This window comes from Amycolatopsis sp. lyj-90, assembly GCF_046549035.1.
In the GTDB taxonomy this organism is placed as follows: Bacteria; Actinomycetota; Actinomycetes; order Mycobacteriales; family Pseudonocardiaceae; genus Amycolatopsis.
Genome location: NZ_JAJPWP010000012.1, coordinates 173,793 through 197,051, shown reverse-complemented (window position 1 = coordinate 197,051; position 23,259 = coordinate 173,793). Strand labels below are relative to the sequence as shown.

At 68.4% G+C, this 23,259-nt stretch carries 25 protein-coding genes and 1 tRNA gene; 9 read left to right on the top strand and 17 right to left on the bottom strand.

The window, feature by feature from the left end:
- Window positions 1–104: 104 nt before the first annotated feature.
- The 7 genes from ACLJPX_RS36945 to ACLJPX_RS36915 form a co-directional block, all read right to left on the bottom strand.
- The gene (locus ACLJPX_RS36945; protein ID WP_101611145.1) at window positions 105–356 is read right to left on the bottom strand and encodes a glutaredoxin family protein; all 252 of its coding nucleotides are present in this window, start codon (window positions 354–356) and stop codon (window positions 105–107) included.
- Entirely contained in the window at window positions 353–1,123 is a 771-nt protein-coding gene (locus ACLJPX_RS36940; RefSeq protein WP_410604945.1) for an MBL fold metallo-hydrolase, read from the bottom strand. The genes ACLJPX_RS36945 and ACLJPX_RS36940 overlap by 4 nt, the downstream gene beginning before the upstream one ends.
- Window positions 1,120–1,932, bottom strand: coding sequence for an NUDIX hydrolase (locus ACLJPX_RS36935; protein WP_410604944.1), 813 nt, complete (start codon window positions 1,930–1,932; stop codon window positions 1,120–1,122). The genes ACLJPX_RS36940 and ACLJPX_RS36935 overlap by 4 nt, the downstream gene beginning before the upstream one ends.
- An 89-nt stretch (window positions 1,933–2,021) precedes the next feature.
- Window positions 2,022–3,164 carry a hypothetical protein gene (locus tag ACLJPX_RS36930; RefSeq protein ID WP_101611147.1) on the bottom strand — a complete coding sequence of 381 codons (1,143 nt, stop codon included), beginning with the start codon at window positions 3,162–3,164 and terminating at the stop codon, window positions 2,022–2,024.
- A gap of 38 nt (window positions 3,165–3,202) precedes the next feature.
- Window positions 3,203–3,832 carry a hypothetical protein gene (locus ACLJPX_RS36925; protein ID WP_101613579.1) on the bottom strand — a complete coding sequence of 210 codons (630 nt, stop codon included), beginning with the start codon at window positions 3,830–3,832 and terminating at the stop codon, window positions 3,203–3,205.
- Window positions 3,832–4,287: a RidA family protein gene (locus tag ACLJPX_RS36920; protein WP_101611148.1), complete on the bottom strand. Its 456-nt coding sequence runs from the start codon at window positions 4,285–4,287 to the stop codon at window positions 3,832–3,834. Before ACLJPX_RS36920 ends, ACLJPX_RS36925 begins: the two co-directional genes overlap by 1 nt.
- A gap of 12 nt (window positions 4,288–4,299) precedes the next feature.
- Window positions 4,300–4,461: a DUF4177 domain-containing protein gene (locus ACLJPX_RS36915; protein ID WP_005166970.1), complete on the bottom strand. Its 162-nt coding sequence runs from the start codon at window positions 4,459–4,461 to the stop codon at window positions 4,300–4,302.
- Between the two features lie 129 nt (window positions 4,462–4,590).
- Between ACLJPX_RS36915 and ACLJPX_RS36910 the strand changes: the two genes are divergently transcribed.
- The 4 genes from ACLJPX_RS36910 to ACLJPX_RS36895 are packed head-to-tail and all read left to right on the top strand — an operon-like array spanning window position 4,591 to window position 7,950.
- Window positions 4,591–5,535, top strand: a complete 945-nt coding sequence (locus ACLJPX_RS36910) for an esterase/lipase family protein (protein ID WP_101611149.1) — start codon at window positions 4,591–4,593, stop codon at window positions 5,533–5,535.
- A gap of 9 nt (window positions 5,536–5,544) precedes the next feature.
- Window positions 5,545–5,793: a hypothetical protein gene (locus ACLJPX_RS36905; RefSeq protein ID WP_410604943.1), complete on the top strand. Its 249-nt coding sequence runs from the start codon at window positions 5,545–5,547 to the stop codon at window positions 5,791–5,793.
- Window positions 5,794–5,815: 22 nt separating this feature from the next.
- On the top strand, window positions 5,816–6,820 hold the full coding sequence (locus ACLJPX_RS36900) for an ArsA-related P-loop ATPase (RefSeq protein WP_410604942.1): 1,005 nt from the start codon (window positions 5,816–5,818) through the stop codon (window positions 6,818–6,820).
- Window positions 6,820–7,950, top strand: a complete 1,131-nt coding sequence (locus ACLJPX_RS36895) for an ArsA family ATPase (protein WP_101611152.1) — start codon at window positions 6,820–6,822, stop codon at window positions 7,948–7,950. Before ACLJPX_RS36900 ends, ACLJPX_RS36895 begins: the two co-directional genes overlap by 1 nt.
- Window positions 7,951–8,013: 63 nt before the next feature.
- Here the strand turns inward: ACLJPX_RS36895 and ACLJPX_RS36890 are convergent, their stop codons facing one another.
- On the bottom strand, window positions 8,014–8,331 hold the full coding sequence (locus ACLJPX_RS36890; protein ID WP_020632155.1) for a WhiB family transcriptional regulator: 318 nt from the start codon (window positions 8,329–8,331) through the stop codon (window positions 8,014–8,016).
- 349 nt (window positions 8,332–8,680) lie between these two features.
- Between ACLJPX_RS36890 and ACLJPX_RS36885 the strand changes: the two genes are divergently transcribed.
- From ACLJPX_RS36885 to ACLJPX_RS36875, 3 genes are all read left to right on the top strand, one after another.
- On the top strand, window positions 8,681–10,855 hold the full coding sequence (locus tag ACLJPX_RS36885) for a transglycosylase domain-containing protein (RefSeq protein WP_410604941.1): 2,175 nt from the start codon (window positions 8,681–8,683) through the stop codon (window positions 10,853–10,855).
- Window positions 10,856–11,086: 231 nt separating this feature from the next.
- A complete protein-coding gene (locus ACLJPX_RS36880; protein ID WP_410604940.1) occupies window positions 11,087–12,067 on the top strand; it encodes a metallophosphoesterase in 981 nt (326 codons plus the stop codon).
- Between the two features lie 28 nt (window positions 12,068–12,095).
- Window positions 12,096–12,169 (top strand) — tRNA-Pro (locus ACLJPX_RS36875).
- Window positions 12,170–12,601: 432 nt separating this feature from the next.
- On the opposite strand, the gene ACLJPX_RS36870 is transcribed toward ACLJPX_RS36875, so the two are convergent.
- Window positions 12,602–13,294 carry a methyltransferase domain-containing protein gene (locus ACLJPX_RS36870; RefSeq protein ID WP_410604939.1) on the bottom strand — a complete coding sequence of 231 codons (693 nt, stop codon included), beginning with the start codon at window positions 13,292–13,294 and terminating at the stop codon, window positions 12,602–12,604.
- A gap of 39 nt (window positions 13,295–13,333) precedes the next feature.
- Between ACLJPX_RS36870 and ACLJPX_RS36865 the strand changes: the two genes are divergently transcribed.
- A complete protein-coding gene (locus ACLJPX_RS36865; RefSeq protein WP_410604938.1) occupies window positions 13,334–15,178 on the top strand; it encodes a prolyl oligopeptidase family serine peptidase in 1,845 nt (614 codons plus the stop codon).
- A 15-nt stretch (window positions 15,179–15,193) separates the two neighbouring features.
- Here ACLJPX_RS36865 and ACLJPX_RS36860 read toward each other — a convergent pair whose 3' ends face one another.
- The 6 genes from ACLJPX_RS36860 to ACLJPX_RS36835 all read right to left on the bottom strand — a co-directional run bounded on the left by ACLJPX_RS36860 (window position 15,194) and on the right by ACLJPX_RS36835 (window position 19,258).
- Entirely contained in the window at window positions 15,194–15,379 is a 186-nt protein-coding gene (locus ACLJPX_RS36860) for a 2-hydroxymuconate tautomerase (protein WP_410604937.1), read from the bottom strand.
- 9 nt (window positions 15,380–15,388) lie between these two features.
- A complete protein-coding gene (locus tag ACLJPX_RS36855; RefSeq protein ID WP_410604936.1) occupies window positions 15,389–16,015 on the bottom strand; it encodes a TIGR03085 family metal-binding protein in 627 nt (208 codons plus the stop codon).
- A gap of 62 nt (window positions 16,016–16,077) precedes the next feature.
- Window positions 16,078–17,451: a glutamate decarboxylase gene (locus ACLJPX_RS36850; protein ID WP_410604935.1), complete on the bottom strand. Its 1,374-nt coding sequence runs from the start codon at window positions 17,449–17,451 to the stop codon at window positions 16,078–16,080.
- A 135-nt stretch (window positions 17,452–17,586) separates the two neighbouring features.
- A complete protein-coding gene (gene dps / locus ACLJPX_RS36845) occupies window positions 17,587–18,063 on the bottom strand; it encodes a DNA starvation/stationary phase protection protein Dps (RefSeq protein WP_410604934.1) in 477 nt (158 codons plus the stop codon).
- A 57-nt stretch (window positions 18,064–18,120) separates the two neighbouring features.
- Window positions 18,121–18,543 carry an organic hydroperoxide resistance protein gene (locus tag ACLJPX_RS36840; protein WP_076156049.1) on the bottom strand — a complete coding sequence of 141 codons (423 nt, stop codon included), beginning with the start codon at window positions 18,541–18,543 and terminating at the stop codon, window positions 18,121–18,123.
- 139 nt (window positions 18,544–18,682) lie between these two features.
- On the bottom strand, window positions 18,683–19,258 hold the full coding sequence (locus ACLJPX_RS36835) for an NADPH-dependent FMN reductase (RefSeq protein WP_101611159.1): 576 nt from the start codon (window positions 19,256–19,258) through the stop codon (window positions 18,683–18,685).
- A gap of 147 nt (window positions 19,259–19,405) precedes the next feature.
- On the opposite strand from ACLJPX_RS36835, the gene ACLJPX_RS36830 reads away from it, so the two are divergent.
- A complete protein-coding gene (locus ACLJPX_RS36830) occupies window positions 19,406–20,452 on the top strand; it encodes an alpha/beta hydrolase (protein ID WP_101611160.1) in 1,047 nt (348 codons plus the stop codon).
- A gap of 272 nt (window positions 20,453–20,724) precedes the next feature.
- Here the strand turns inward: ACLJPX_RS36830 and ACLJPX_RS36825 are convergent, their stop codons facing one another.
- Both ACLJPX_RS36825 and ACLJPX_RS36820 read right to left on the bottom strand, forming a co-directional pair.
- Window positions 20,725–21,255: a hypothetical protein gene (locus ACLJPX_RS36825; protein WP_410604933.1), complete on the bottom strand. Its 531-nt coding sequence runs from the start codon at window positions 21,253–21,255 to the stop codon at window positions 20,725–20,727.
- 445 nt (window positions 21,256–21,700) lie between these two features.
- The gene (locus ACLJPX_RS36820) at window positions 21,701–23,143 is read right to left on the bottom strand and encodes a catalase (RefSeq protein ID WP_410604932.1); all 1,443 of its coding nucleotides are present in this window, start codon (window positions 23,141–23,143) and stop codon (window positions 21,701–21,703) included.
- Between the last annotated feature and the right edge of the window lie 116 nt (window positions 23,144–23,259).

The following is a 23,259-nucleotide window of genomic DNA, read 5'->3' as shown; positions in this document are numbered from 1 at the left end:
TCCGGGGTCTGTGAGTGGCCCCCAAAAATGCTATGAAAGGCCCGTTACTTGCAAAATTTGCAAGTAACGGGCCTTTCATAGCACTCTCGCGAGCGCGAAACAGGTCAGGCGGAAGCGGCCTTCACCGCGGCCTCGATCTCGCCGAACGAAGGGTTCACCATCGCCGTCGAGCCCACGAACACCGTCGGCACGACCTCGTTCCCGTCCGCCACCGAGCGCACGCGCGCGGCCGCCTCCGGGTCCTCCCAGATGTTGACCCGCTTCACCTTGAAACCGCTCTTCGAGAGCGGCCGCTCCAGCGCGGCGCAGAACCCGCATCCGGGGCGCCAGTAGAACTCGACCTCGACGTCACTCATTCGCCGTCCTCCGACCTCAGGTAGTCCAACTGCGCCCGCACACTCCACTCGGCGGGCGCCCACAAAGCCTTGTCGACGTCGGCGTAGACGACCTCGACCACCTGGCGCGGAGTGGCTTCCGCGCCGAGGATCTTCAGTGCCGAACGCACCTGGTCCAGCCGTTCTTCCCGGTGCGCCAGGTATTCGCGCGCCGTCGCGGCCAGGTCGGGCAGTTCGGGGCCGTGCCCCGGCAGGCCGGTGGTGCCGCCGGGCAGCTCGATGAGTTTCCGCAGCGAGCGCAGGTAGTCACCGAGGTCGTGCAGCACGGTGGTGCCGCGGCCGAGGATGGTGTCACCGGTCAGGATCTGCCCGTCGGACACCAGGCAGATCGAGTCGCCGGTGTGCCCGGGTGTGTGCAGCACCGAGAGCGCCAGCCCGGCCGCCTCGACCACTTCACCGTCCACAAGGGACTTTCCGCCGACGCAGAGCGATTCGTCGAACGCCCGCACCGGTGCGCCGACGCGTTCGGCGAACCAGGGCGCACCCTCGGCGTGGTCGGGATGGTGGTGGGTCAGGATGATCAGCTCGACGTCGCCGGTTTCCGCCAGCAGCGTCAGGTGTTCGACGTCCTCGTGGCCGGGATCGACGACCACCGAACCGGTCGCGCCGGGACCGCGGAGCACCCAGGAATTGGTGCCCTCCAACGTCATCGACGACGGATTGTGCTCCAGCAGCACGGAAGCCGTCGGCGTGACCCGGCGCAGCACGCCGTACGCGGGGGCGCTCACGCCGGATCCAGTACGACGCGGACCTTGTCGCCGTCGCGCACCAGCGTCGGCATGATCTTCTTGATCTCGCGCTCGACCGCCTGCGCGGCGGCCGCGGAGTCGAAAGCGCCCAGTTCCGCAAGGGTGATCCAGGTCGGGGGCATGAGCATGCGGCGCCCTTCCTTGGCGTCGGCGATGGCTTCCTCCGGCCGCTGCCAGCCGGAGCCGACGGCCTCGGAGGTGGCGCTGTCGGCCTGCTGACCCTCGGGAAGCACGGCGACGAAGAAGCAGGTGTCGTAGCGGCGAGGTTCTTGGGGCGGAGTGACCCAGTTCGCCCACGGGCGCAGGAGATCCGCGCGCAGCGTCAGGCCGTTCGCCTCGAGGAACGCGGCGAGCGAGAGTTCGCGGGAGACCAGTTTTTCGCGAGCGTCGTGATACGGCGTCGCGTCGGCGACGACCGCGTCCCCGATGCTCGCGAGCAGCACGCCCGACTCCTCGAACGTCTCCCGCACGGCCGCGCACACCAGGGCGCGGGCGAGCGATTCTTCGCAGCCGAAGCGCTCCGCCCACCAAGCGGGCTCCGGGCCCGCCCAGCTCACCGAAGCGTCGACATCGCGGGAATCCACGCCACCGCCGGGGAAAACGGTCATCCCGCCCGCGAACGGCATGCCCTTCACGCGGTGCTGCAGGAAGACCTCGACGCCTTGCGCGCCGTCACGGAGGAGGATCACGGTCGCCGCGTCCTTGGGCGTCACCGGCTCGCCGTCGGCGTTGGCGCGGGTGCCCACCCCGGCCCCCACCGGGATGTCGAATGTCAGTTCTTCAGCCACACCCGCAACCTAACATCGCGTTTCGTCCTCTGGTTGCGATAGTTGCGCGTGCAACCACCGCGTCCAGAGGACGAAACGCGTGGAACTCTTTAAGAGGACCAGCCGCTGCTGCGCGAAGCCCCGTTCAGCCGGATCTTCGCCGCTTCGGCGCGCTCCCGTTCGGCGAGCTCGGCGTGCAGCTCGCGAAGGAGCGCACGATCGCGCTCGCTCAGGCTGGGGTCGTCGAGGTCGAGAGCGGGCAGCTCGACGACCTCGTGCATGCTCGGCTTGCCCGAGGCGATCTCACGGCCCTTTTCGGGGTCCTCTTTGAGCGCCTGCCGCAGCTGCGCGACTTCGGCCGGGGTCAGGTCCGCCGTGCGCTCGGCGCGGGTCTCCGCCCGCGACTTGCGCGGCGGCGCCGGCTCCGGTGAAGGCGGCGGCGAAACCGGCGCGGGCACCTGCTGCACGATCGGCACCACCGGTGCGATCGGCTCGGCCGGTTCGTGACCACCGCTGCCCACCGGGCGCAGCCCGTGCCTGCTCGGCTGCTCCTTGGCCGGCTCGGGAGCCGGGGCCGGAGCGGCCGGTGGGGTCACCGGCTCTGACCGAAAGTCACTGGAATGGGTACTCCCGGTGACCCAGACAGGACTCGCGGCCGACGAAGCGGCCTGGTGGTAGGCGGACCGGGCGACACCGGGTCCCGCGACCTCGACGACCGAACGGATCCCCGCGCGGCGAAGCGCGGTGTCCACGCGGAACGCGACCGCGGGCGGGTTGCCCTCCGGGCCGATCTCGACCAGGACCACCCGCTGCGGCAACGCGCCGGGCACGCTGCCGGCGGGCGTGTTCCGCCACACCGCGTGCACCGACCGGACGTCCGGCAGCACCTGAAGGGTGCGGTCGAGCGCCTCGGCGAGACCGAATTCGGGCGTGTTCTCACCGGTGAACCGGTGGGTGAGCACCGACTCGTCCTCCTCGACGAGCAGGTCGTTCGCCAGTGTGGCGTCCGACCGGCTCATCTCTAGGACGAGCGCGAGTTCACGTTGTTCGGACGAGCTCACCGGGATCTTCCCCGCGATCAGGGTGCCGGTGGTGAGCTCCACCGCTTCGTCGATGTGCGCACGCGCGATCAGCTCACGCGCTTCGGTCAAAGCACTGTCGTCGATACGACCCGCCAGGGCCAGTAACAGGTTGTGCAGGCGCAGGGGCACCGAGAACCCGTCCATGGGCGGGCCGTCGTGGACCTCCACCATTGCTCTGCTCCCTCCCGGCTCGCCTGGTGGTGCGAGCGTTAAGCGGCGACCAGCCGACTTCCGGTGTCCACCGCGCCCACACAGACCAGTTCGGAGCTGGCGAGCGCGGTGCGGTGATAGCCGGTGAGATCGATGCTCGGCGGGAGGACCTCGACGCCGGGCTCCTCGTCCCCCAGCACGCGCAGGACGCGCTGCAGTTCGCCCGTCAGCCTCGGCAGCCCGTTGAGCGCCGTGACCAGGAGGACTCGTTTCGCCCCACCCTCGCCGACCACACCAAGGTGTCGCCAGCTTTGCCGCACCTCACCCACATCCGGCCGCCCCCGCAACGTTGCGTGGATCAATACGGACACAGAGTCGACGGAGTTCACCCATTCGGGCGCACTCTGCGTGAATGTGTACCTGGTCTCGGTGACGTCGTCTACCCCCAGGGTGGAACTCACCTGATGCCAGTCCGCCCCGTGAGGAATGAGCCCGGCGACTAGCAGGCGATACTCGGTTTGGTCCAGATCGATCCTGTGCTTAAGCAAAGACCTGGGGAGCGTCCGCGCGAGCGTCCCCATCGCGCCTTCGCCCAGCCAGTCGCGGAACCGCCACAAGAGCTGATCCGGCAGCCGTCCGGCCAGCCGGAGCAGAAGCTCGTGCGAGGACTTTTCGATGTCCGGGTCCATCACTTCACCTCCACGATCAGTTCGATCTCGACCGGCGCCCCGATCGGCAGCTCGGCGACCCCGACGGCCGAGCGGGCGTGGATGCCCGCGTCGCCGAAGATCTCGCCGAGCAGCTCGGACGCCCCGTTGATCACCGCGGGCTGACCGGTGAAGCCCTCCGCGGACGCCACGAACCCGACGACCTTGACCACGCGCACGATGTTGTCGACACCGGCGATCGAGTCGACCGCGGCGAGCGCGTTGAGGATCGAAGTCCGCGCGTACTGCTTCGCCTCTTCGGGGCTGACCTCGGCGCCGACCTTGCCGGTCGCTTCGAGCTCACCCTTGACGAAGGGCAGCTGCCCCGACGTGTAGACGTGCGAACCGGTGCGGACGGCGGGCACGTAGGCCGCCAGCGGGGCGGCGACGCCGGGAAGTTCGATACCGAGCTCGGCGAGTCGATCGCTCCAGGTCATGGCTTCAATCCCTCAGTTCTTGGCTCGTTTGAGGTAGGCGACGTGCTGCTCGCCGGTCGGGTTCGGGAGCACGGTGACGAGCTCCCAGCCGTCCTCGCCCCACTGGTCGAGGATCTGCTTGGTGGCGTGGATCAACAGGGGGACGGTCGCGTACTCCCACTTGGTGGCGCTCATGTCGGGGAGCGTAGCCAAACCGGCAAGAGCGCCCGACACACATGCGGAAAACCCTCTCGCGACCGGTTCGCCGATTTCCCGCCGATGTGGTTCACTTCACACCTACTCGTCAGTAGATAGGACGTTGACATGCGGACGACGAAGTCCCTTGCCGCCGCCTGCGCGGCCGCGGCCCTTGCCCTGATCTGCGCCGCACCGGCGAACGCCGCCCAGAAACTTCCCGTTCCGTGGACGCTCGCCGCGGCCCTGCCCGCGCAGGCGGCGAATCCCGGCGGCCCGCCACCCGGGTCGAATGATTTCGACTGCAGTCCGAGTACCGCCCACCCGAACCCCGTGGTGCTGACGCACGGTCTCGGCGCCAACCAGACGGTGAACTGGCAGACGTTCGGCCCGCTGCTCAAGAACAACGGGTACTGCGTCTTCTCCCTGACCTACGGGATCCCCGGCAAGCCGCTGCCGATCTACCAGCCCGGCGGGCTCCTTCCGATGGAACAGAGCGCGAAGGAACTGTCGGCGTTCGTCGACAAGGTCCTCGGTGCGACCGGAGCGTCCAAGGTGGACATCCTCGGACACTCCGAGGGCACGCTGATGCCTTCCTATTACGTGAAGTTCCTCGGCGGAGCATCCAAAGTGGACAAGTACGTCAGCCTGACCCCGCTGTGGGACGGCACGACCCTGTTCGGCGCCTCGCATCTCTACGCGCTCGCGGGCGCGCTGGGGCTCGCACCCGGGATCAACGGCATCCTCGACCCGGCCTGCGGCTCGTGCCGCCAGTTCCTCCGCGGTTCGGAGTTCCTCACGAACCTGCGCTCCGGGAACGGCGTCTTCCAGCCGGGCGTGACGTACACGAACATCATGACCCGCTACGACGAGGCCGTCGTCCCGTACACGAGCGGCATGGGCAAGGGCCCGAACGTGAAGAACATCGTCCTGCAGGACGGCTGCCTGCTGGACCTGGCGGAGCACGCCGGGGTCGCCGCCGACCGCAACGCGGCCGGGCACGTCCTCAACGCCCTCGACCCGGCGCACGCGAAGCCCGTCCCGTGTGTGCCCGCGACGCCGATCGGGAGCTAACGTGGCCGGGTGGAGACCTGGCGCGTGGTCGCGACCGTCCTGCTCGCCGCGGCCGGGCTGCCGCTGGTGCTCGTCCTGATGGCGAAGGCACGGGACCGCACCGACAGCTCGGGGACGGTCGCGATCACCGGCGCGGTGGCCTTCGTGGTCCTCCTGTTGCTCGGTGTGGTGATGCTCACGGTGCTGCCCGGCGTCCTGACCTGGGGCATCGTCGCGATGGTCGCCGCTGCGCTCGGCGTCATGCTGCTGGCGGGCTGAACCCTCAATTAGGGTGGGACCGGTGAGCACATCCCTTGCCGGCTGGACCGACGAACTCGCGAGAGCCAGGCTGCATTTCGTCACCGGCAAGGGCGGGACGGGCAAGACCACGCTCGCCGCCTCGCTGGGCCTCGCGCTCGCCAAGGGCGGGCGCCGCGTGCTGCTGATCGAGGTCGAAGGCCGCCAGGGCATCGCCCAGCTCTTCGACACCGAGCCGCTGCCGTACGCCGAGCAGCGCATCGCGGCCGTGCCCGGCGGCGGTGAGCTGCGCGCGCTGCACATCGACGTCGAGGCCGCGCTCCTCGAATACTTCGAAATGTTCTACAACCTCGGCTTCGCGGGGCGGACGCTGCGGCGGATGGGCGCGATCGAGTTCGCCACGACGCTCGCGCCGGGGCTTCGCGACGTCCTGCTGACCGGCAAGATCAAGGAATGCGTCGGCCGGACCGAATCGGACGGCCGCCACACCTACGACGCCGTCGTCGTCGACTCGCCGCCCACCGGCCGGGTCGTGAAGTTCCTCGACGTCACCAAGGCGCTGACCGATCTCGCCAAAACCGGCCCGATCCGCGGTCAGGCCGACGGCGTCGTCCGCCTGATGCATTCCGGCGAGACCGCCATCCACCTGGTCACGCTGCTGGAAGAGATGCCGGTGCGGGAGACCGTCGAAGCGGTCGCCGAACTCGACGGCGCGGATCTGCGCCCCGGCGCGGTGCTGGTCAACCGGGTCCGCCCGCCGAGGCTGCCCGCGCGATCGGTGACGGCCGCCGCGGACGGCCGCGTCGACGCCTCACGCGTCCGCGCCGGGCTCGAGTCGGCCGGGCTGAACCTGCCCGACAGCACCCTCGACGCGCTGGTCGAGGAGACCGTCGAGCACGCCGTCCGGGTCGCGGCCGAACAACGCGCCCGCGAGCAACTGTCCGAAGCGGACCTTCCCGGCCTCGAACTGCCGGATCTGACCGACGGGGTCGACGTCGCGGCGCTCTACGACCTCGCCGAAGCGCTGACCGAGCAGGGAGTGCGCTGATGTCGGACATCCTGGAGATCGACAAGCTGATCGACGATCCGGAGAGCCGGGTCATCGTCTGCTGCGGGTCCGGCGGGGTCGGCAAGACGACCACCGCGGCGGCGCTGGCGCTGCGCGCGGCCGAACGCGGACGGCAGACGGTGGTGCTCACCATCGACCCGGCGCGGCGGCTGGCGCAGGCGCTCGGCCTGCGTGAACTGGGCAATCACCCGAAGCAGGTGCACGTCGAAGGCTTCGAGCCCAAGGGCGAACTCTGGGCGATGATGCTCGACATGCGCCGCACCTTCGACGACATGGTGCGGGTGCACGCCGGCCCGGAACGCTCCGAGCAGCTGTTGCAGAACCCCTTCTACCAGACCATTTCCACGTCGTTCTCCGGAACGCAGGAGTACATGGCGATGGAGAAGCTGGGGCAGCTCGCGGCCACCGACGAGTGGGACCTGATCATCGTCGACACCCCGCCGAGCCGGTCCGCGCTGGACTTCCTCGACGCGCCGACGCGGCTTTCCAGCGCGCTCGACGGCCGGATGATCCGGCTGCTCACCGGTCCGGCCAAAGCGGGCGGCTGGGGACTGCGCAAGGTCGTCAACGCCGGGTTCTCGATGTTCGCGAAGGCCGTCTCGACGATCATCGGCGGCCAGCTGCTGACCGACGCTTCGGCGTTCATGCAGGCCTTCGACAGCATGTTCGGCGGCTTCCGCGAACGCGCGCGCAAGACCTCCGAGCTGTTGCGGTCCGGCGGGACGTCGTTCCTCGTGGTCGCCGCGCCGGAGCCGGACGCGCTGCGGGAGGCGTCCTACTTCGTGGAGCGGCTTTCGGAAGAGAGCATGCCGCTGGCCGGACTGGTCGCGAACCGGACGCATCCGGTGCTCGCGGCGCTGACCGGCGCGGAGGCCATCGCGGCCGCCGAGCAGCTGGCGAAGGGCGAGGCCGGCGCGCCGCTGGCCGAAGCCGTCCTCCGCCTGCACGCGGACCGGGTCGCGCTGGCCGAACGAGAGACGCGGCTGCTCGCCAGGTTCACGCGGGCTCATCCCGAGGTCCCGCTGGTGCGGGTGCCCGCGCTCCCCAGTGACGTGCACGATCTCGAAGGCCTGCGCGACATCGGAACCAGGTTGGGTACCCAGTCCTGAAAGTCCGTGAAGGACTCCTTCCCTACCTTGGACTCAGGGAAGGGGCCCTCCACGGACTCCTGATCACGAGACTCGGACGCGTACGTCTTCCTCTTCGTCGATCCCGGTGAAACTGCGCTTCGCGGCTTCAAGCAGATCCGCCCAGCTGGTCACGTCCGGCCGCCGTCGCAGCAGCGCCCGCCGTTCCCGTTCGGTCATACCTCCCCAGATACCGAAGTTGATCCGGCCATCGAGCGCTTCCGCGAGGCATTCCGTCCTGACCGGGCAACCGAGGCAGACCGCCTTGGCCCGGTTCTGTTCCGCCCCCCGGACGAACAAACCGTCCGGATCGGTGTCGCGGCACGACGCATTGACTCGCCAGCTCGACTGGTTGGTTTCCATACCCCCAGCTCCCTACCCTGGTGTTCGACACACCACGGGGGGACGAAAAGCCTGCGCTCCTGCCCCCATGAGCGTGTCTCCCTTGTGCTCACGTCGGTTGAGCCGGCACCTCCCCGGTGCCGGTGCCTCCGTTCGGTCGAATGCGACTGCCGCTCGCACTCACCCGTCTGTCGGCTTTTTCATACGTGAGACGTTGACGGACTGTAAGGGCCCTCGGTTCCCTCCGCCAAGCCCTAGAATGCCTCCCGTTACCGGACGTCACCACATGGGGTCGATTTCGTGACCGAATCCGCACCGACAGCGAGGTGACGTCACGGTGGGCTAACGGGATCCGCGTACCCTGGTCCGCGTGCGCAAAACGGACGGTCTGCTGAAGCTCATTGGCCTGTGTGTGCTCGCGGGGGTGCTGGTCGCGGGAATGTTGTTCCCGGTGGCGGGCGCCGCGGGCGTGATCTCCAACCAGGCGAGCGAGACCGTCGACAAGACATCTTCGGACCTTGCGGACATTCCGCCGCCCCTGGTGACCACGATCACCGACAACACCGGCAAGCAGATCGCGACGCTGTACAAGCAGTTCCGCATCCCCACCGCCGAGACGCAGATCAACGACGCCATGAAGTGGGCGCTGATCTCGGTCGAGGACAAGCGCTTCTACGAGCACAACGGGGTGGACTGGAAGGGCACGCTGCGCGCCGCGGTCAGCAACAGCACCGGCGGGGACACGCAGGGCGCGTCGACGCTGACCCAGCAGTACGTCAAGAACTACCTGATCAACGTCGTCTACCGGGACGACAAGCCGGGCCAGAAGCGCGCACAGGAACAGTCGGTCGCCCGGAAGCTGAAGGAAGCCCGGATCGCGATCCAGCTGGAAACCAAGCTGAACAAGATGCAGATCCTGACCGGCTATCTGAACGTCGTCGAATTCTCGCGGGAGATCTTCGGCGTCGGCGCGGCCGCGCAGGCGTACTTCAACACCCCCGTCGAGAAGCTGACGGTGCCGCAGGCCGCGCTGCTGGCCGGCCTGGTGAACAACCCGATCGTCAACGACCCGTGGAAGGCCCCGGCGAAGGCGACCGAGCGCCGCAACCTGGTGCTGGACCGCATGGTCGACAACCACAAGCTCGCGAAGGTGGACGCGGACCGGTTCAAGGGCGAGCCGCTCGGCGTCGTCGAGGGCGGTCCGCAGAAGCCCGCGTCGAACTGCACCGGCGCCGGAACGGAAAACGGTTTCTTCTGCCAGTACGTCGAGGACTATCTCCTCAAGAACGGCATGACGAAGGACGACCTCTACACCGGCGGCTACCAGATCAAGACCACTTTGGACGAACGGGCGAACCACGAAGCCAAGATGTCGGCCGAGGCGCAGGTCAAGAAGACGCAGGACAACGTCGCGAACACGCTGTCGCTGGTGAAGCCGGGCAAGGACCGGCACGAAGTCGTGGCGCTGGCGGCGAACCGTGACTACGGGCTGCACGAAGACCAGGGCCAGACGACCTTCGCGTTGCCTTCCGGCGTCTACAACACCGGCGGCGCGGGCTCGGCGTACAAGGTCTTCACCGCCGCCGCGGCCTTGGAAGCGGGCGTCGCCGGGATCAACAGTTCCCTTCCGGTGCCCGACTTCTACACCTCCAGTGTGTTCGGCGGCGGTGGCAGCAAGTGCGGACCGGCTCCGCGTCCTCCCGCCGGACCCGGCGGGAAGTGGTACTGCCTCGGCAACGCGGGTGACTACAACCCCGCCGGCGGGGCCATGTCGATGCAGCAGGCGCTGGCGACCTCGCCGAACACCGCGTTCGTGAACCTCGAAGAGAAGGTCGGGAGCACCGGGCCGATCGTGGAGATGGCGCGCAAGCTCGGCATGCGCGACACCATGGCCAGCAACCTCGGTGGTGGCGCCGTCGACCCGAACTCCACCAATCCCGGCGCCAACGCCAGCCAGCTCCAGGCCTTCGGCCCGCGGCCCGGCTGGGCCGGGAACGCCTCGTTCACCCTCGGCCCCGCCCCGCTGAGCGGCCTGGAACTGGCGAACGTCGGCGCCACGATCATGAGCGGCGGCGTCTGGTGCCCGCCGACCCCGCTGGCCGGTGTCACCGACCGGGACGGAAAGCCGGTGTCCGTCAAGGAAGCCGCTTGCGAGCAGGTGGTCCCCGAAGGTCTCGCCAACACCCTCGCGGTCGGCCTGAGCAGGGACAGCCAGCCCGGCGGGACGTCGTTCGGCGCCGCGAACGGCGCCAAGTGGACCCGCCCGGTGATGGGCAAGACCGGGACCACGCAGAGCAACGGCTCGGGGACGTACCTCGGGGCCACCCCGCAGCTCGCGGGTGCGGCGATGGTGTTCCGCCCGAAGGGTGGAAACGGCGGTCTGTGCTACCTCGGCCCGGGTAACGTGAACACCCGCTGCGAAAACATGTTCGGCGGGAAGACGCCGGCGCAGACCTGGTTCGGGGCGATGTCGAAGATCCTCGAAGGCCAGGAACCGCTGCCGTTGCCGCAGCCGGACCCGAAGTACATGGGCGGCGGACGCTGACCGACCAGGGCCGTGTTCACCAGCGCAAATCACGATGAGTCACATGAATCTAACTTTGAGTGAGTAGCTGGCGGCCTAACGGGGAACACTGGTCGACGGGATCATGTCGGCTGATCACCACACCCCGCGCCGACCACGGAAAGTGAAGAAAAGAGGCCATTCCAGCGATTCTTCGGGATCGCCGGAATGGGGGCGGACGATCACCACCGATGAGCACGTAAACTGGACATCGTGAGCACGCTCAGTAACAGCAACACCTCGAGGGCGACGGTACGGCGCTTGGCCGTGGGAACCGTCGCCCTGGGAGCCGCGACCCTCGGTTACGCGGTCGGCATCGAAAGGCGCCGGTGGACGCTTCGCACCGCGGAGCTCCCGGTCCTCGCCGCAGGGGCGAAGCCCTTCACGATCCTCCACATCTCGGACCTGCACATGCTGCCCGGGCACGTGAGCAAGCAACGCTGGGTAGCCGCGCTCGACGAGCTCGAACCGGATCTCGTCGTCAACACCGGTGACAACCTGTCACATCAGCAGGCCGTCCCGTCGGTGCTGCGCGCACTCGGCCCCCTGCTCGACCGGCCCGGCGTGTTCATTTTCGGGAGCAACGACTACTACGCGCCGAAACCGAAGAACCCGGCGCGCTACCTCATGCCGAAGGGCAAGAAGAAGCGGATCCACGGCGAGCACCTGCCCTGGCGCGACCTCCGCGCGGCCTTCGTCGAACACGGCTGGGACGACCTCACGCACGTCCGCCGCACCATCGAGGTCGCCGACCAGTACGTGTTCACCGCCGGCGTCGACGACGCCCACCTCCGGCGCGACCGGTACGCCGACATCGCGGGCCCGGCCGACCGCGGCGCCGCCGTCCGCATCGGTGTCACGCACTCCCCGGAACCGCGCGTCCTCGACGAGTTCGCCGGCGACGGCTACGACCTCGTCCTCGCGGGCCACACGCACGGCGGGCAGCTCCGCGTCCCCGGCTACGGCGCGCTCGTCACCAACTGCGAACTCGACCGCACCCGCGCCCGCGGCGCGTCCCGCTGGGGCGCCCAGATGTGGCTCCACGTCTCCGCCGGACTGGGCACCTCGCCGTACGCCCCCGCGCGCTTCGCGTGCCCTCCCGAGGCCAGCCTGCTGACCCTCGTCCCACGGGGTACGACCAGCGGCGATCACCGGAAAGCAGCCCCCCGCAAAGCGCGAAACACCGTCCGCTAAACTTCTCCACGACCCGCTAAGAAGTATCCGGGGTGTGGCGCAGCTTGGTAGCGTGCCTCGTTCGGGTCGAGGAGGTCGTGGGTTCGAATCCCGCCACCCCGACGCTAGATCAAGAAGGTCCCGCTCGCAGAACACGCGAACGGGGCCTTCTTGCGTTGCGTCCAGGTCGTGCTTACGGGCTGAAGGGCCCCTACCCCACGTCGCATGCGGCGAAGGGCGCTTTCCCCGCATGCCATGCGGGCATGGTCCCCTTCAGCTCCCAACCGCATCCAGAGGACTAAACGCGGGCACCCCTCCCCACCGAACCCGCGCGGGCAGCCCCCGCCGCTCCCAGGGGGGCGACCCCGGACCCAGCGTATCGGCGAGGGGCGTCGGGACCGGGCGAAAGCGGGGGTGGCGGGGTCGGTTGTCCACAACGGGGGGCGGGTGTGGACAACTGGCCGCGGGGGTTCCCAATGTCGCATTTGAGTCGCTGAGTGTCCCCGATGCGGCATTGGGGACACCGGAGAGCAGAGACACTCCCGAGAGAGGGCGTCAGCGGGTGGCTAGGAGTTCCGTCCAGCATTGGGCGAAATCGCCGTCACCGGAGCGCGCCCATGACCACGCCGAGCGGGCGGCCGAGGCGAGTTGGTCGCGATCCGGGGTCGTCGCGGTTTCCAGCGCCGTCACCAGGCGCGCCTCCACCGACGTCGCCAGCGCCCGGTACGTCGCGTCCGCGCGGTAGCGGATTTTCGTTCGCACGTCGGTAAAACCGGCGGCCGTGACCGCGGCGGGAATCGAGCGTCCGGCGAACGGATCGCCACCGGCGCGACGGCACAGCAGGTAGTGCCCGCGGAGGGCGGCGTCGACGTTCGCCGTCTTCGGCCGAAGCCGCGCGCGACTCCAGTCCGATGTGGACAGTGCGAGGGCGCCACCGGGTTTGAGCACCCGCCGCAGCTCCGCCAGGGCGGCACCCGGTTCCCTCAGGTGCTCGAAGACGGCATGCGCGAACACCACGTCGACCGAAGCCTCGGCGAACGGCAGCGCGCGAGCGTCGGCCCACAGAAAGTCCACTGTGGACTTTCTGTGCCCGTCGCCGATACCGAGGGTGATCGAACCCGGGCCGCAGCCGACGTCGACGACCCCCATCCCCGGCCCGAACAGCGGTTGCGCGAACACGGCCCGTTCGACCGCTTGGCGCGCTGACCGCGCGGACACCGCGGCGCGCGGCGTGTTTCCCTCCAGCACCCCGCACACAGTACGGCTCCGGGGTGGCAGGATCGAGGGGTGAGCACGCAGCCAGGCAACAAATATCCGTCCGCGGCGGTCCCGGACCGCCTGTTCGACGACGCCGAAGCCGAGGCCAGGTGGCGGGCCCGCTTCCACGCACCGCGCATCTCGGTCCCCGAGTGGGCCATCGACGCCCCGGACGCGAACATCTACGTCTCCAACGCCAGCGGCGTCTGGGAGGTCTATTCCTGGGACCGGTCGACCGGCGAGCACCGCCGCGTCACCGACCGCCCCGCCGGCACCATGCACGCGACCCCGTCCCCCGACGGCCGCTGGATCTGGTGGTTCAACGACACCGACGGCGACGAATTCGGTTCCTGGGTCCGCGAACCGTTCGCACCGGGAGCCGCCGCCGAGCGCGCGGTGCCGGACGTCCACGACGGCTACCCCGCCGGGCTCGAGATCGGCACCCGCGTGATCGCGGTCGGCGTCTCGACCGACGACGGCAGCGAACTCTTCGCCCATATCGACGGCAAGACCACCAGCTTCTACCGTCATGACGACGACGCCGGGATCTCTTCGCTTTCCCGCGACGAGTCGCGGCTCGTGATCTCGCATTCCGAGCACGGTGATTCGCGCCACCCCGCGCTGCGCGTCCTGTCGACCGACGGCTTCGCCACGATTGCCGACAAATGGGACGGCGAAGGCAAGGGCCTCGGCGCGCTGGAGTTCTCGCCGGTCGCGGGCGACCAGCGGTTGCTGGTGCTGCACGAGCGGCGCGGTCGCGAAGAACTGCTGATCTGGGACACCGCCGCGGACACCGAGCTGGAGATCGAGCTCGATCTGCCGGGCGAAGTGATCGCGGGCTGGTACCCGGACGCGCACGCGCTCCTCGTCGTCCACTTCCACCAGGGCCGCAGTTCCCTGCACCGCTACGACCTCGCGAGCGGCGGATTGTCCTCTTTGGACACCCCGCCGGGCCGGATCGGCGGCGCCGGGGTGCGGCCCGACGGCACCGTCGAGTACTCGTGGTCCAGTGCCGCGCGGCCGACCGCCGTCCGCGCCAGGACCGCGGACGGCACCGACTCGGTCCTCCTCGAACCGCCGGGCGAGCGGGCTCCGGAGTCCGCGCCGGTCACCGACGCGTTCGTCGACGGGATCGGCGGGCAGATCCACGCGCTCGTGTCCCGTCCCGCCGACGCGCCCGAAGGCCCGCTCCCGACGGTCTTCTCCCTGCACGGCGGGCCGCATTCGGCCGACGAGGACCGATTCTCCGCCTATCGCGCCGTCTGGCTCGACGCCGGATTCGCCGTCGTCGAGGTCAATTACCGCGGCTCGACGGGCTACGGTTCCGCCTGGCGCGACGCGATCGAAGGACGTCCCGGGCTGACCGAACTCGAAGACGTCGCCGCCGTGCACGACTGGGCGGTCCAAAGTGGACTCGCGGATCCGGCGAAGTGCGTGGTGAACGGCGCTTCGTGGGGTGGCTACCTGAGCCTGCTGGCGCTGGGCACCCAGCCCGCGCGCTGGGCCGCGGGGATCGCCGGGGTTCCCGTCGCGGACTACGTCGCCGCGTACGAGGACGAGATGGAGCAGCTTCGCTCGTTCGACAGGGCACTGTTCGGCGGTTCGCCGGAGACGGTGCCCGCGGTGTACCGGGAATGCTCGCCGATCACCTACGTCGAGGCCGTGACGGCGCCGGTGCTGGTACTCGCCGGGGACAACGACCCGCGCTGCCCGATCCGGCAGGTCGAGAACTACCTCGACAGGCTCGAGAAGCGGGAGATCTCGTTCGAGTTCTACCGTTTCGACGCGGGCCACGGGTCGCTGGTGATCGCCGAGACGATCAAGCAGACGGCGATCGAGGTGTTCTTCGCGCTGAGGGCCGTCGGGCTTCGCTGACCCCGGCGAGCGGGGTCAGCGCTCGGAGAAGAGAGTCCCGCCGGACGCCCAGTGTTCGGCGGGAATCTCGTTGATCGTCACCCAGATACCTTCGGCCTTGCCTCCGCAGGTGCGGACGAAGGCGTCGGTCACCTCACGCACGAGGGCCTGCTTCTGTTCGGCCGTCCGGCCGGGGAACATCGAAACACTGATCATCGGCATGGCCGAACTCTAGAGCCCGCGGTCGTGCTTCCGGAGCCTGTCCACCGCGTAGGCGTCACCTTCGAAGGTGATCCGGGCGGCGTCGCGGCCGAAGACGAACAGCAGCAGCTCGATCGGCGCACCGACCACGGTCACCGTGTCGGGGCCTTCCTTGACCTGCGCTTCGCGGCCTTCGGGCGTCTTCAGGATCACGCCGACCGGGGATTTCCGCAGGTTCAGCTTCGACGTCTGTTTCGCCGACTTCCACGCCGCCGCGTCCCGCGCGGGGTCCGCGGGACGCGGTTCCCAGCCGGGCTGTCCGCGACGGACGTCCTCGTGGTGGATCAGGAATTCCGCGCTGTTCGTCAGCTCGTCGACGGCGCCGATCGACGTCGGCCAGTACCAGGCGGGGCCGGACCGGACCTTGCCCACGACGTCGGCCCACGGCCGCGCGGCGTAGGAGTCCTGCACCCGCTGCGTGTACGACGCCAGCGCGGGCACCAGGATCCCGGGCATCGCGTCCGGCCTGCGCTCACGCACCAGCAGATGCGCCGCGAGATCCCGCGTCTTCCAGCCCGTGCACAGGGTCGGCGCGTCCGGGCCGACCTCTTCGAAAAGCTCGCTCAACGCTTGACGTTCGTCTCCGGCGACTCCCATACCCCCCGACGTTACGCGCCGGTAGGGCCCGGGGAAATCCGGCGTGACGCAGGGCACCCGGCTCAGTGATGGAACGCCGTCCGCCGTCGCGGACCGTGGTCGAGCTCGGGCAGCAGGCGCCGGAGGTCGGCGAGCAGCAGATCCGCGAGGTCGTGGGTGAAACCGTTGCGCACCACGATCCTCAGCACCGCGAGATCGGTCCTGTTCTCCGGGAACGTGTACGCCGGGACGAGCCAGCCACGCTCGCGAAGGCGCCGTGACACATCGAAGACGTCGAAGCCCTCGACATTCGCCTTCGTCGTGAAGGCGAACACGGGCAGCTGATCGCCGCGGGTGAGCAGCTCGAAGGGCCCCAATCCGGCGATCCCGTCGGCCAGCTGGGTCGCCACGTCACGCGAAGCCTGTTGCACAGCACGGAAACCTTCGCGTCCGAGCCGGACGAACGTGTAGTACTGCGCGGCCACCTCGGCGCCGGGACGCGAGAAGTTCAGCGCGAAAGTCGGCATGTCGCCACCGAGGTAGTTGACGTTGAAGACGAGCTCCTCCGGCAACGCCGCCTTGTCGCGCCACACCACCCAGCCGACGCCGGGATAGACCAGCCCGTACTTGTGCCCGGAGGTGTTGATCGACGCCACCCTCGGCAGCCGGAAGTCCCAGACCAGCTCCGGATCGAGGAACGGCGCGATCATCGCGCCCGAAGCACCGTCGACGTGCACCGGAATGTCCCAGCCGGACCGTTCCTGGAGCCCGTCGAGCGCGGCCACGATCTCGGCGACGGGCTCGTAACTGCCGTCGAAAGTGGACCCGAGGATCGCGACGACGCCGATGGTGTTCTCGTCGCACCGGGCGATCGCCTCGTCGGCGGTGAGGTGGAAGCGGTCGCCTTCCATCGGCACCAGCCGCGGCTCGACCTCCCAGTACTCGCAGAACTTCTCCCAGCAGATCTGGACGTTCGCGCCCATCACCAGATTCGGTTTGCCGGTGCGCCCGAGCTTCGACCAGCGGCGCTTCAGCGCCATCCCGGCGAGCATGCAGGCTTCCGAGGAACCGGTCGTGGAGCAGCCCATGATCGCGCTCGGATCGGGTGCGTGCCAGAGGTCGGCGAGGATGTTCACGCAGCGTCGCTCGAGCTCCGCCGTCTGCGGGTACTCGTCCTTGTCGATCATGTTCTTGTCGACGCATTCGGCCATCAGCTCGCGGGCCTGCGGCTCCATCCACGTGGTGACGAACGTGGCGAGGTTGAGCCGGGCGTTGCCGTCGAGCATCAGCTCGTCGCGCACCAGCTGGAGCGCGGTGTCGGGTGGCAGCGGATCCTCGGCGAGGCTGTCGTGCGGGAGGCGGATGCTCGCGGCGAGCGCGGGGTACGCGCCGGCGTACAGCGGGTTGGTCCCGCCCTCGCGGTCCGGGTCGGTCGCTTTCCCCTTGTGCAGCACCATGGACCGAACGTAGCCCGGCGGCGTGGAACCGGCACGCGGACTCACCCTCGGCCAATGCTATGAAAGGCCCGTTACTTGCAAAATTTGCAAGTAACGGGCCTTTCATAGCGCGCGAGTGAGGCGTGACAGGGAGGGTCAGGCCTGCTGCGCCTGCCACATCCAGTGCGCCTTCTCGAGCTCCTGGGTGATCGCGATCAGGAGGTCCTGGGTCACCAGGTCGCTCTTGTCGGTCTCGTCGATGCGCTTGCGCAGACGCTCGATCAGCGCCGCGAGGATGTCCACGATCGCGGCGACCGTGGACTCGACGGACTGCCAGTTGTCGGGATACGACGGGAGGCCAGAGCTCTCCACGACGGCCTTCGCCTGGCCGTTCGGCGAGACGCCGATGGCGTTGGCGCGCTCGGCGACCTCGTCGACGTACTGGCGCGCGGTGGCGACCAGCTCGTCGAGCTGCAGGTGCGCGCTGCGGAAGTTCGAGCCGACGACGTTCCAGTGGGCCTGCTTCGCGATCAGCGACAGATCCACCAGATCGACCAGCGTGGCCTGCAAGGCGTTACCGGTGATCTCCTTGTCGGCTTCGCTCAGCGGACTCTTGATCGGAGACTTGCCCATCTTCGGTGTTCCTTTCAGAAAATAGCCGGTTCGGGAGTGGACCTGCCGCGTCCGGGATCAGACCGACGCGGACAGCGCGACCTCGATGTTCCCGCGGGTCGCGTTCGAGTAGGGGCACACCTGGTGCGCCTGCTCGACGAGCTGATCGGCCTGCGCCTGCTCCAGGCCGGGAAGAGAAACGTTGAGTGCGACGCCCAGGCCGAAGCCCTCGCCCTGCTTGAGCACGCTGACCTCGGCGGTGACGGTCGAGCCGTCCAGTTTCACCTTCGCCTGGCGCGCGACGAGCTGCAGCGCGGAGTGGAAGCAGGCGGAGTATCCGGCGGCGAAGAGCTGCTCGGGGTTGGTCTTGTCACCACCGGGTCCGCCCATCTCCTTCGGGATCGCCAGCGATTCGTCGATGACGCCGTCAGAGGACGTGACCTCACCGTTGCGGCCGTCGCCGCGAGCAGTGGCCACAGCGGTGTACAGAGCCTCAGCCATTCTTCGCCTACCTCCTGGTCTCAAGACACGCCCCGTTGAGCGTCTCTGTGGTGCCAACGTCCCGCAACCGCGAAACCTTGCCACCCCATGGCAGGCATCACTTCCGGGAATTACCCGGAAGAAGACCGAAGCAAACGAATCAGTGACCGGCGCGACTCAGCGCGAACTCGGCGACCTGGGTGCCGATCAGGCGGAGGGTGCGGACGGACTTGTCGTCGGAGGCGCCGCCGCCTTCGTCGAACTTGGTCTCCGCGGTGTTGATCGAACCACCCAAAGGGGTGGCCCAGCCGCGCAGCGCGTGCGTGATCGTGCGCAGCTGCTCCAGCGTGGTGACCGCGGCCTGCCAGCCGTACGCGACGGCGGCGAGGCCGACCGCGCGGCCGTCGAGGTACGGGCGGGCGTCTTCGCGCAGGTCCTCGACGTAGTCTAGGGCGTTCTTGACCAGACCGGACAACGCGCCGTGATAGCCGGGCGAGACCACGATGATCCCGTCGGCGCGGCGGATCGCCTCGACCAGCCGCACGGCCTGTTCGTGTCGCTCTTCCAACGCGGTGTCGTAGAACGGCAAAACCAGCTCCGGCCCCGAGATGAGCTCGGTGGTGACCCCGGCTTCCGCCGCGCCGCCCAGCGCGATGCGCAGCGCGCGCTCGGATTGCGAGCCCTCCCGCAGAGAGCCGCCGATGCCGAGGACATGAACCGCGTTCGTCGAAGTCACGCTTTCGAGGCTAACCCCTCTACTTAAGTGGAGGACCAGGATCTGGAACGGAGGTCTGCGTCACACCCGTTCGCCGCAAAGGCCCGGTTCCCGCTGGACGGCATACCTACTCGAAAGTAACCTGACGGGAAGCCCCCAGGAGGAAGCATGGCGATACCGCTCCAGATCCGTGCCGAGGCCGCGTTTTCGCAGCTGGCGTTCTGGCTCCCGAGGCCGGCCAGGAGGGCCATCGCCGGACCGCCGCTCCGCTTGGACGGGCAGGAGCTCGCGCTGGACGCCCAGCTCCTGCTTCGCCTGCAGAAGCTGGCGAAGGCATCGCTGGTGCGAGGGAGCGTCGAAGAGTCGCGCAGCCTGCTCCTGGCGAGCAGGCACCTGGTCAGCGGGAAGATCATCGAGCCGGTCGCCACCAGGGAGCTGCTCATCCCGACGGGTGACGGCGACGTCCCCGCCACGCTCTACACCCCGGCCGGGCTGCCGGATCCGTCCGCGCTGCTGGTGTTCTTCCACGGCGGCGGCTGGGTGGTGGGCAGCCGCGTCTCCCACGACAACACGGTCCGCTACCTGGCGAAACAGGCCGGCGTGCGGGTGCTTTCGGTGGAGTACCGGCTCGCGCCGGAAACGCAGTTCCCCGGCGCCACCGAAGACGCGATCGCGGCCTTCGAGTACGCCTTCGCGAAGGCGCGGGACCTGGGCGCAGACCCGGCCCGTATCGCCGTCGGCGGCGACAGTGCGGGCGGGAACCTCGCGGCGGTGACGGCGCAGCAGGCGGTGAAACGCGGCGGCGGGGTCCCGGCGTTCCAGCTGCTGTTCTACCCGGCGACCGATTTCACCGTGCGCCGCCGTTCCCGGGAATTGTTCGCCGAGGACCTGTTCCTCACCGACTCGGATATGACCTGGTTCGAAGGGCATTACGTGCCGAAGGGCACCGATCTGTACAACCCGAAACTGTCGCCGCTGCACGGCGACGTTTCCGGATTGCCGCCCGCGTATATCGCGACCGCCGGTTTCGACCCGCTGCGCGACGAGGGCGAGGCTTACGCGGAGAAATTGCGGAAGGCCGGGGTTCCGGTGGCGCTCAGCCGTCAGCCGGACCTGATCCACGGGTACATCAACTTTCTCGGGGTCGGTCAGCGGTTCCGCGAGGCGACCGCCGAAGCGGCAGGCGCCCTTCGCTTGGGCCTCGCCCCGAAGTAGCAGCACCGCGAGGTCTCCAGAGGGCGCTCTGCGCCCGATGGAGACTTCACCGTCGCGCGCCTCTTTTGGCCGAAGGCCACGGAAACACTTTGCAGGGCGACTACCTGAAGTCTTGCCGATCAGGCAGGACTTCGCCCTGCGGAGTGTTTCCGTCGCGCGCGACAGACTGACACGGCCAGAGCCCGAGTGAGGAGAAATGTCCCCACTCGGGCTCCGGCCCCCATTTCGTGGCCCGCCGCCCTGCACGGCGAAACCAGACGACTCCTGACGGTCTAGGGCGTGGGGAGCGGCACCGGCGGTACCGGCAGCGGCGGGACAGGGAGTCCGCCGAGCAGGCCGGCGAGGATGCCGGTCACCGCGGTCAACAGGGCTTTCACCAGGTCACTGACGATCTTCAACGGTCCGGGCAGGTCCGGGAGCGAGGGGATCGGTACCGGCAGCGGCGGGAGCTGGCGTGCCTTGGCCTTCGGGTCGGCCAGCAGCCTGCTGGATTCGTCGGAACGACCCTTGGCCAGGTCGCCGAGCTTCTGTGTTTCGGTCTGGATCTGGTAGCGCTTGCCTGCGGCGATGTCACCGAGGACGGGGCTCAGCTTGTCCAAGTCCGCCCGCGTCTTGGAGACGTCACCGGCGTAGGCCACCTTGGTGAGCCCGTCCCGCATCTGCAACACCTGCGCGGCGAGTGCCTGCGTGTTGGACGAACCCTTTCCACCATCGGTACTAGCCGTTGCGGCGCCGGCTGAGGCCACCGCCAACAGACTGCCTGCGGCGACCGCGGCAATCGTCCGGGCAATGTTGCCTTTCATTCCCTTACCTCCTGGCCTCTGGGACCTGACGAGGTAAATCGATACCCGCCGTATCGGCCGAACACCACCCGATCACCGGTTTGAACCGTTTTCTAACCCTTACGTGCCGGATTCATTCCCGGTGAAGAACCCCGCAATTGATTAACGACGAAATCTTGTGCGTCCCCCTGAAGATCATCCTTTTCCGACAATTTTATGACCACCTGTGACCGGTCGACACGGGAGAACGGTTCGTTCACCCACAGCGGTGTAACCGGTGATCGTTTGGCTTCATCACTCCGTCGGACAAGCGTGTCGCACTGCTCCACTCGGGTTGTCCCCCACGCACGCCACGCCACCTTCTGGTTTCACATGCGAGTGGGGACATGGAAACGCACCCGGTGCGCGGGGGATGACGCGCGCCGGGTGCGTTCGGTGGTGGGAGCAGCCTCTCGAAGAGGTCGTTCTACTTGCGGAAGGCGTCCGCGACCTTGTCGCCGAGGTCCTTGTCGACGTTCCGCCAGTACTCGAAGACGCGCTCGAGCACCGGCTGCGAGACGTCGTTCGAAGCGTGCCCGATGATGTTGTTCGCGAGCCGCTCACGCTGCGCGTCGTCCATCACCTCGCGCACGAGGGTGCCCGGCTGGCCGAAGTCGTCGTCCTCGGCGTGGAGCTTGTACGCCGACCGGATGACCTCGTCCTCGACGCCGTAGCCCGACGCGGTCTCGGAAGCGATCTCCGCGTTCGCGTGCGGGCCGCCCTTGGAGTTCGGCGCGTACACCGGGTCGCCCGGGTTGTTGTAGCGCATCGCGCCGTCGCGCGAGTAGCTGTTCACCGGGGACTTCGGCGCGTTGACCGGCAGCTGCGTGTAGTTGGCGCCGATCCGGTAGCGGTGCGCGTCCGGGTACGCGAACAGGCGGCCCTGCAGCATCTTGTCCGGCGACGGGCCGATGCCCGGCACCAGGTTGGACGGCTCGAACGCGGCCTGCTCGATCTCCGCGAAGTAGTTCGCCGGATTGCGGTCGAGCACCCAGCGGCCGACCTTGATCAGCGGGTAGTCGCCCTTCGGCCACACCTTGGTCAGGTCGAACGGGTTGAAGCGGTAGTCCGCGGCCTCGGCGTAGGGCATCACCTGGACGTACAGCGTCCAGCTGGGGTGATTGCCCTTCTCGATGTTCTTGAACAGGTCGCGGATGTAGTAGTCCGAGTCCTCGCCCGCGATACGGTCCGCGTCGGCCTGGGGCAGGTAGCCGATGCCCTGGTCGGTCTTGAAGTGGTACTTGACCCAGAACTTCTCGCCGCCCGCGTTCTCCCACAGGTAGGTGTGCGAGCCGAAGCCGTCCATCTCGCGCCAGTTCGACGGGATGCCGCGGTCGCCCATCAGCCAGGTGACCTGGTGCGCGGACTCGGGCCGCAGCGTCCAGAAGTCCCACTGGATGTCGTGGTCGCGCAGGTGGTTGTCGGCGCGGCGCTTCTGCGAGTGGATGAAGTCCGGGAACTTGATCGGGTCGCGGATGAAGAACACCGGCGTGTTGTTGCCGACGAGGTCGTAGTTGCCCTCGGAGGTGTAGAACTTCACCGCGAACCCGCGCGGGTCGCGCCACGTGTCGGGCGAGCCGTTCTCCCCCGCGACCGACGAGAAGCGGACCAGGCTCTCGGTGCGCACACCGGGCTGGAAGAGGGCGGCCTTCGTGAACTGGCTGATGTCCTCGGTGACCTCGAGGAAGCCGTGCGCGCCGCCGCCCTTGGCGTGGACGACGCGTTCGGGCACGCGCTCACGGTTGAACTGGGCGTTCTTCTCGATCAGGTAGTGGTCCTGGAGCAGGATCGGACCGTTGGCACCCAGCGTCAGCGAGTCGTTGTCGCTCGCGACGGGGATACCCACGTTGTTCGTGGTCGGCAAGGTCACGCCGGTGCCTCCTGTTTCGTGGTGGTACCGCCACCCTCTCGCTTATTCTGGAATCAGTCAAGAAAACACCCCGGACCGGGTGACCGGCGGCGGGAAAAAAACTTGCACGCGCGTAC

Coding starts and splice junctions, on each gene's coding strand:
- dps (WP_410604934.1), bottom strand. CDS start 18,063: ATGGGCAAGTCTCCGATCAAGAGTCCGCTGAGCGAAGCCGACAAGGAG.
- ACLJPX_RS36860 (WP_410604937.1), bottom strand. CDS start 15,379: ATGCCGATGATCAGTGTTTCGATGTTCCCCGGCCGGACGGCCGAACAG.
- ACLJPX_RS36850 (WP_410604935.1), bottom strand. CDS start 17,451: ATGGTGCTGCACAAGGGGAAAGCGACCGACCCGGACCGCGAGGGCGGG.
- ACLJPX_RS36890 (WP_020632155.1), bottom strand. CDS start 8,331: ATGGAAACCAACCAGTCGAGCTGGCGAGTCAATGCGTCGTGCCGCGAC.
- ACLJPX_RS36930 (WP_101611147.1), bottom strand. CDS start 3,164: ATGGTGGAGGTCCACGACGGCCCGCCCATGGACGGGTTCTCGGTGCCC.
- ACLJPX_RS36945 (WP_101611145.1), bottom strand. CDS start 356: ATGAGTGACGTCGAGGTCGAGTTCTACTGGCGCCCCGGATGCGGGTTC.
- ACLJPX_RS36840 (WP_076156049.1), bottom strand. CDS start 18,543: ATGGCTGAGGCTCTGTACACCGCTGTGGCCACTGCTCGCGGCGACGGC.
- ACLJPX_RS36855 (WP_410604936.1), bottom strand. CDS start 16,015: ATGGGAGTCGCCGGAGACGAACGTCAAGCGTTGAGCGAGCTTTTCGAA.
- ACLJPX_RS36830 (WP_101611160.1), top strand. CDS start 19,406: ATGGCGATACCGCTCCAGATCCGTGCCGAGGCCGCGTTTTCGCAGCTG.
- ACLJPX_RS36915 (WP_005166970.1), bottom strand. CDS start 4,461: ATGAGCGCCACCAAGTGGGAGTACGCGACCGTCCCCCTGTTGATCCAC.
- ACLJPX_RS36825 (WP_410604933.1), bottom strand. CDS start 21,255: ATGAAAGGCAACATTGCCCGGACGATTGCCGCGGTCGCCGCAGGCAGT.
- ACLJPX_RS36910 (WP_101611149.1), top strand. CDS start 4,591: ATGCGGACGACGAAGTCCCTTGCCGCCGCCTGCGCGGCCGCGGCCCTT.
- ACLJPX_RS36895 (WP_101611152.1), top strand. CDS start 6,820: ATGTCGGACATCCTGGAGATCGACAAGCTGATCGACGATCCGGAGAGC.
- ACLJPX_RS36920 (WP_101611148.1), bottom strand. CDS start 4,287: ATGACCTGGAGCGATCGACTCGCCGAGCTCGGTATCGAACTTCCCGGC.
- ACLJPX_RS36925 (WP_101613579.1), bottom strand. CDS start 3,832: ATGGACCCGGACATCGAAAAGTCCTCGCACGAGCTTCTGCTCCGGCTG.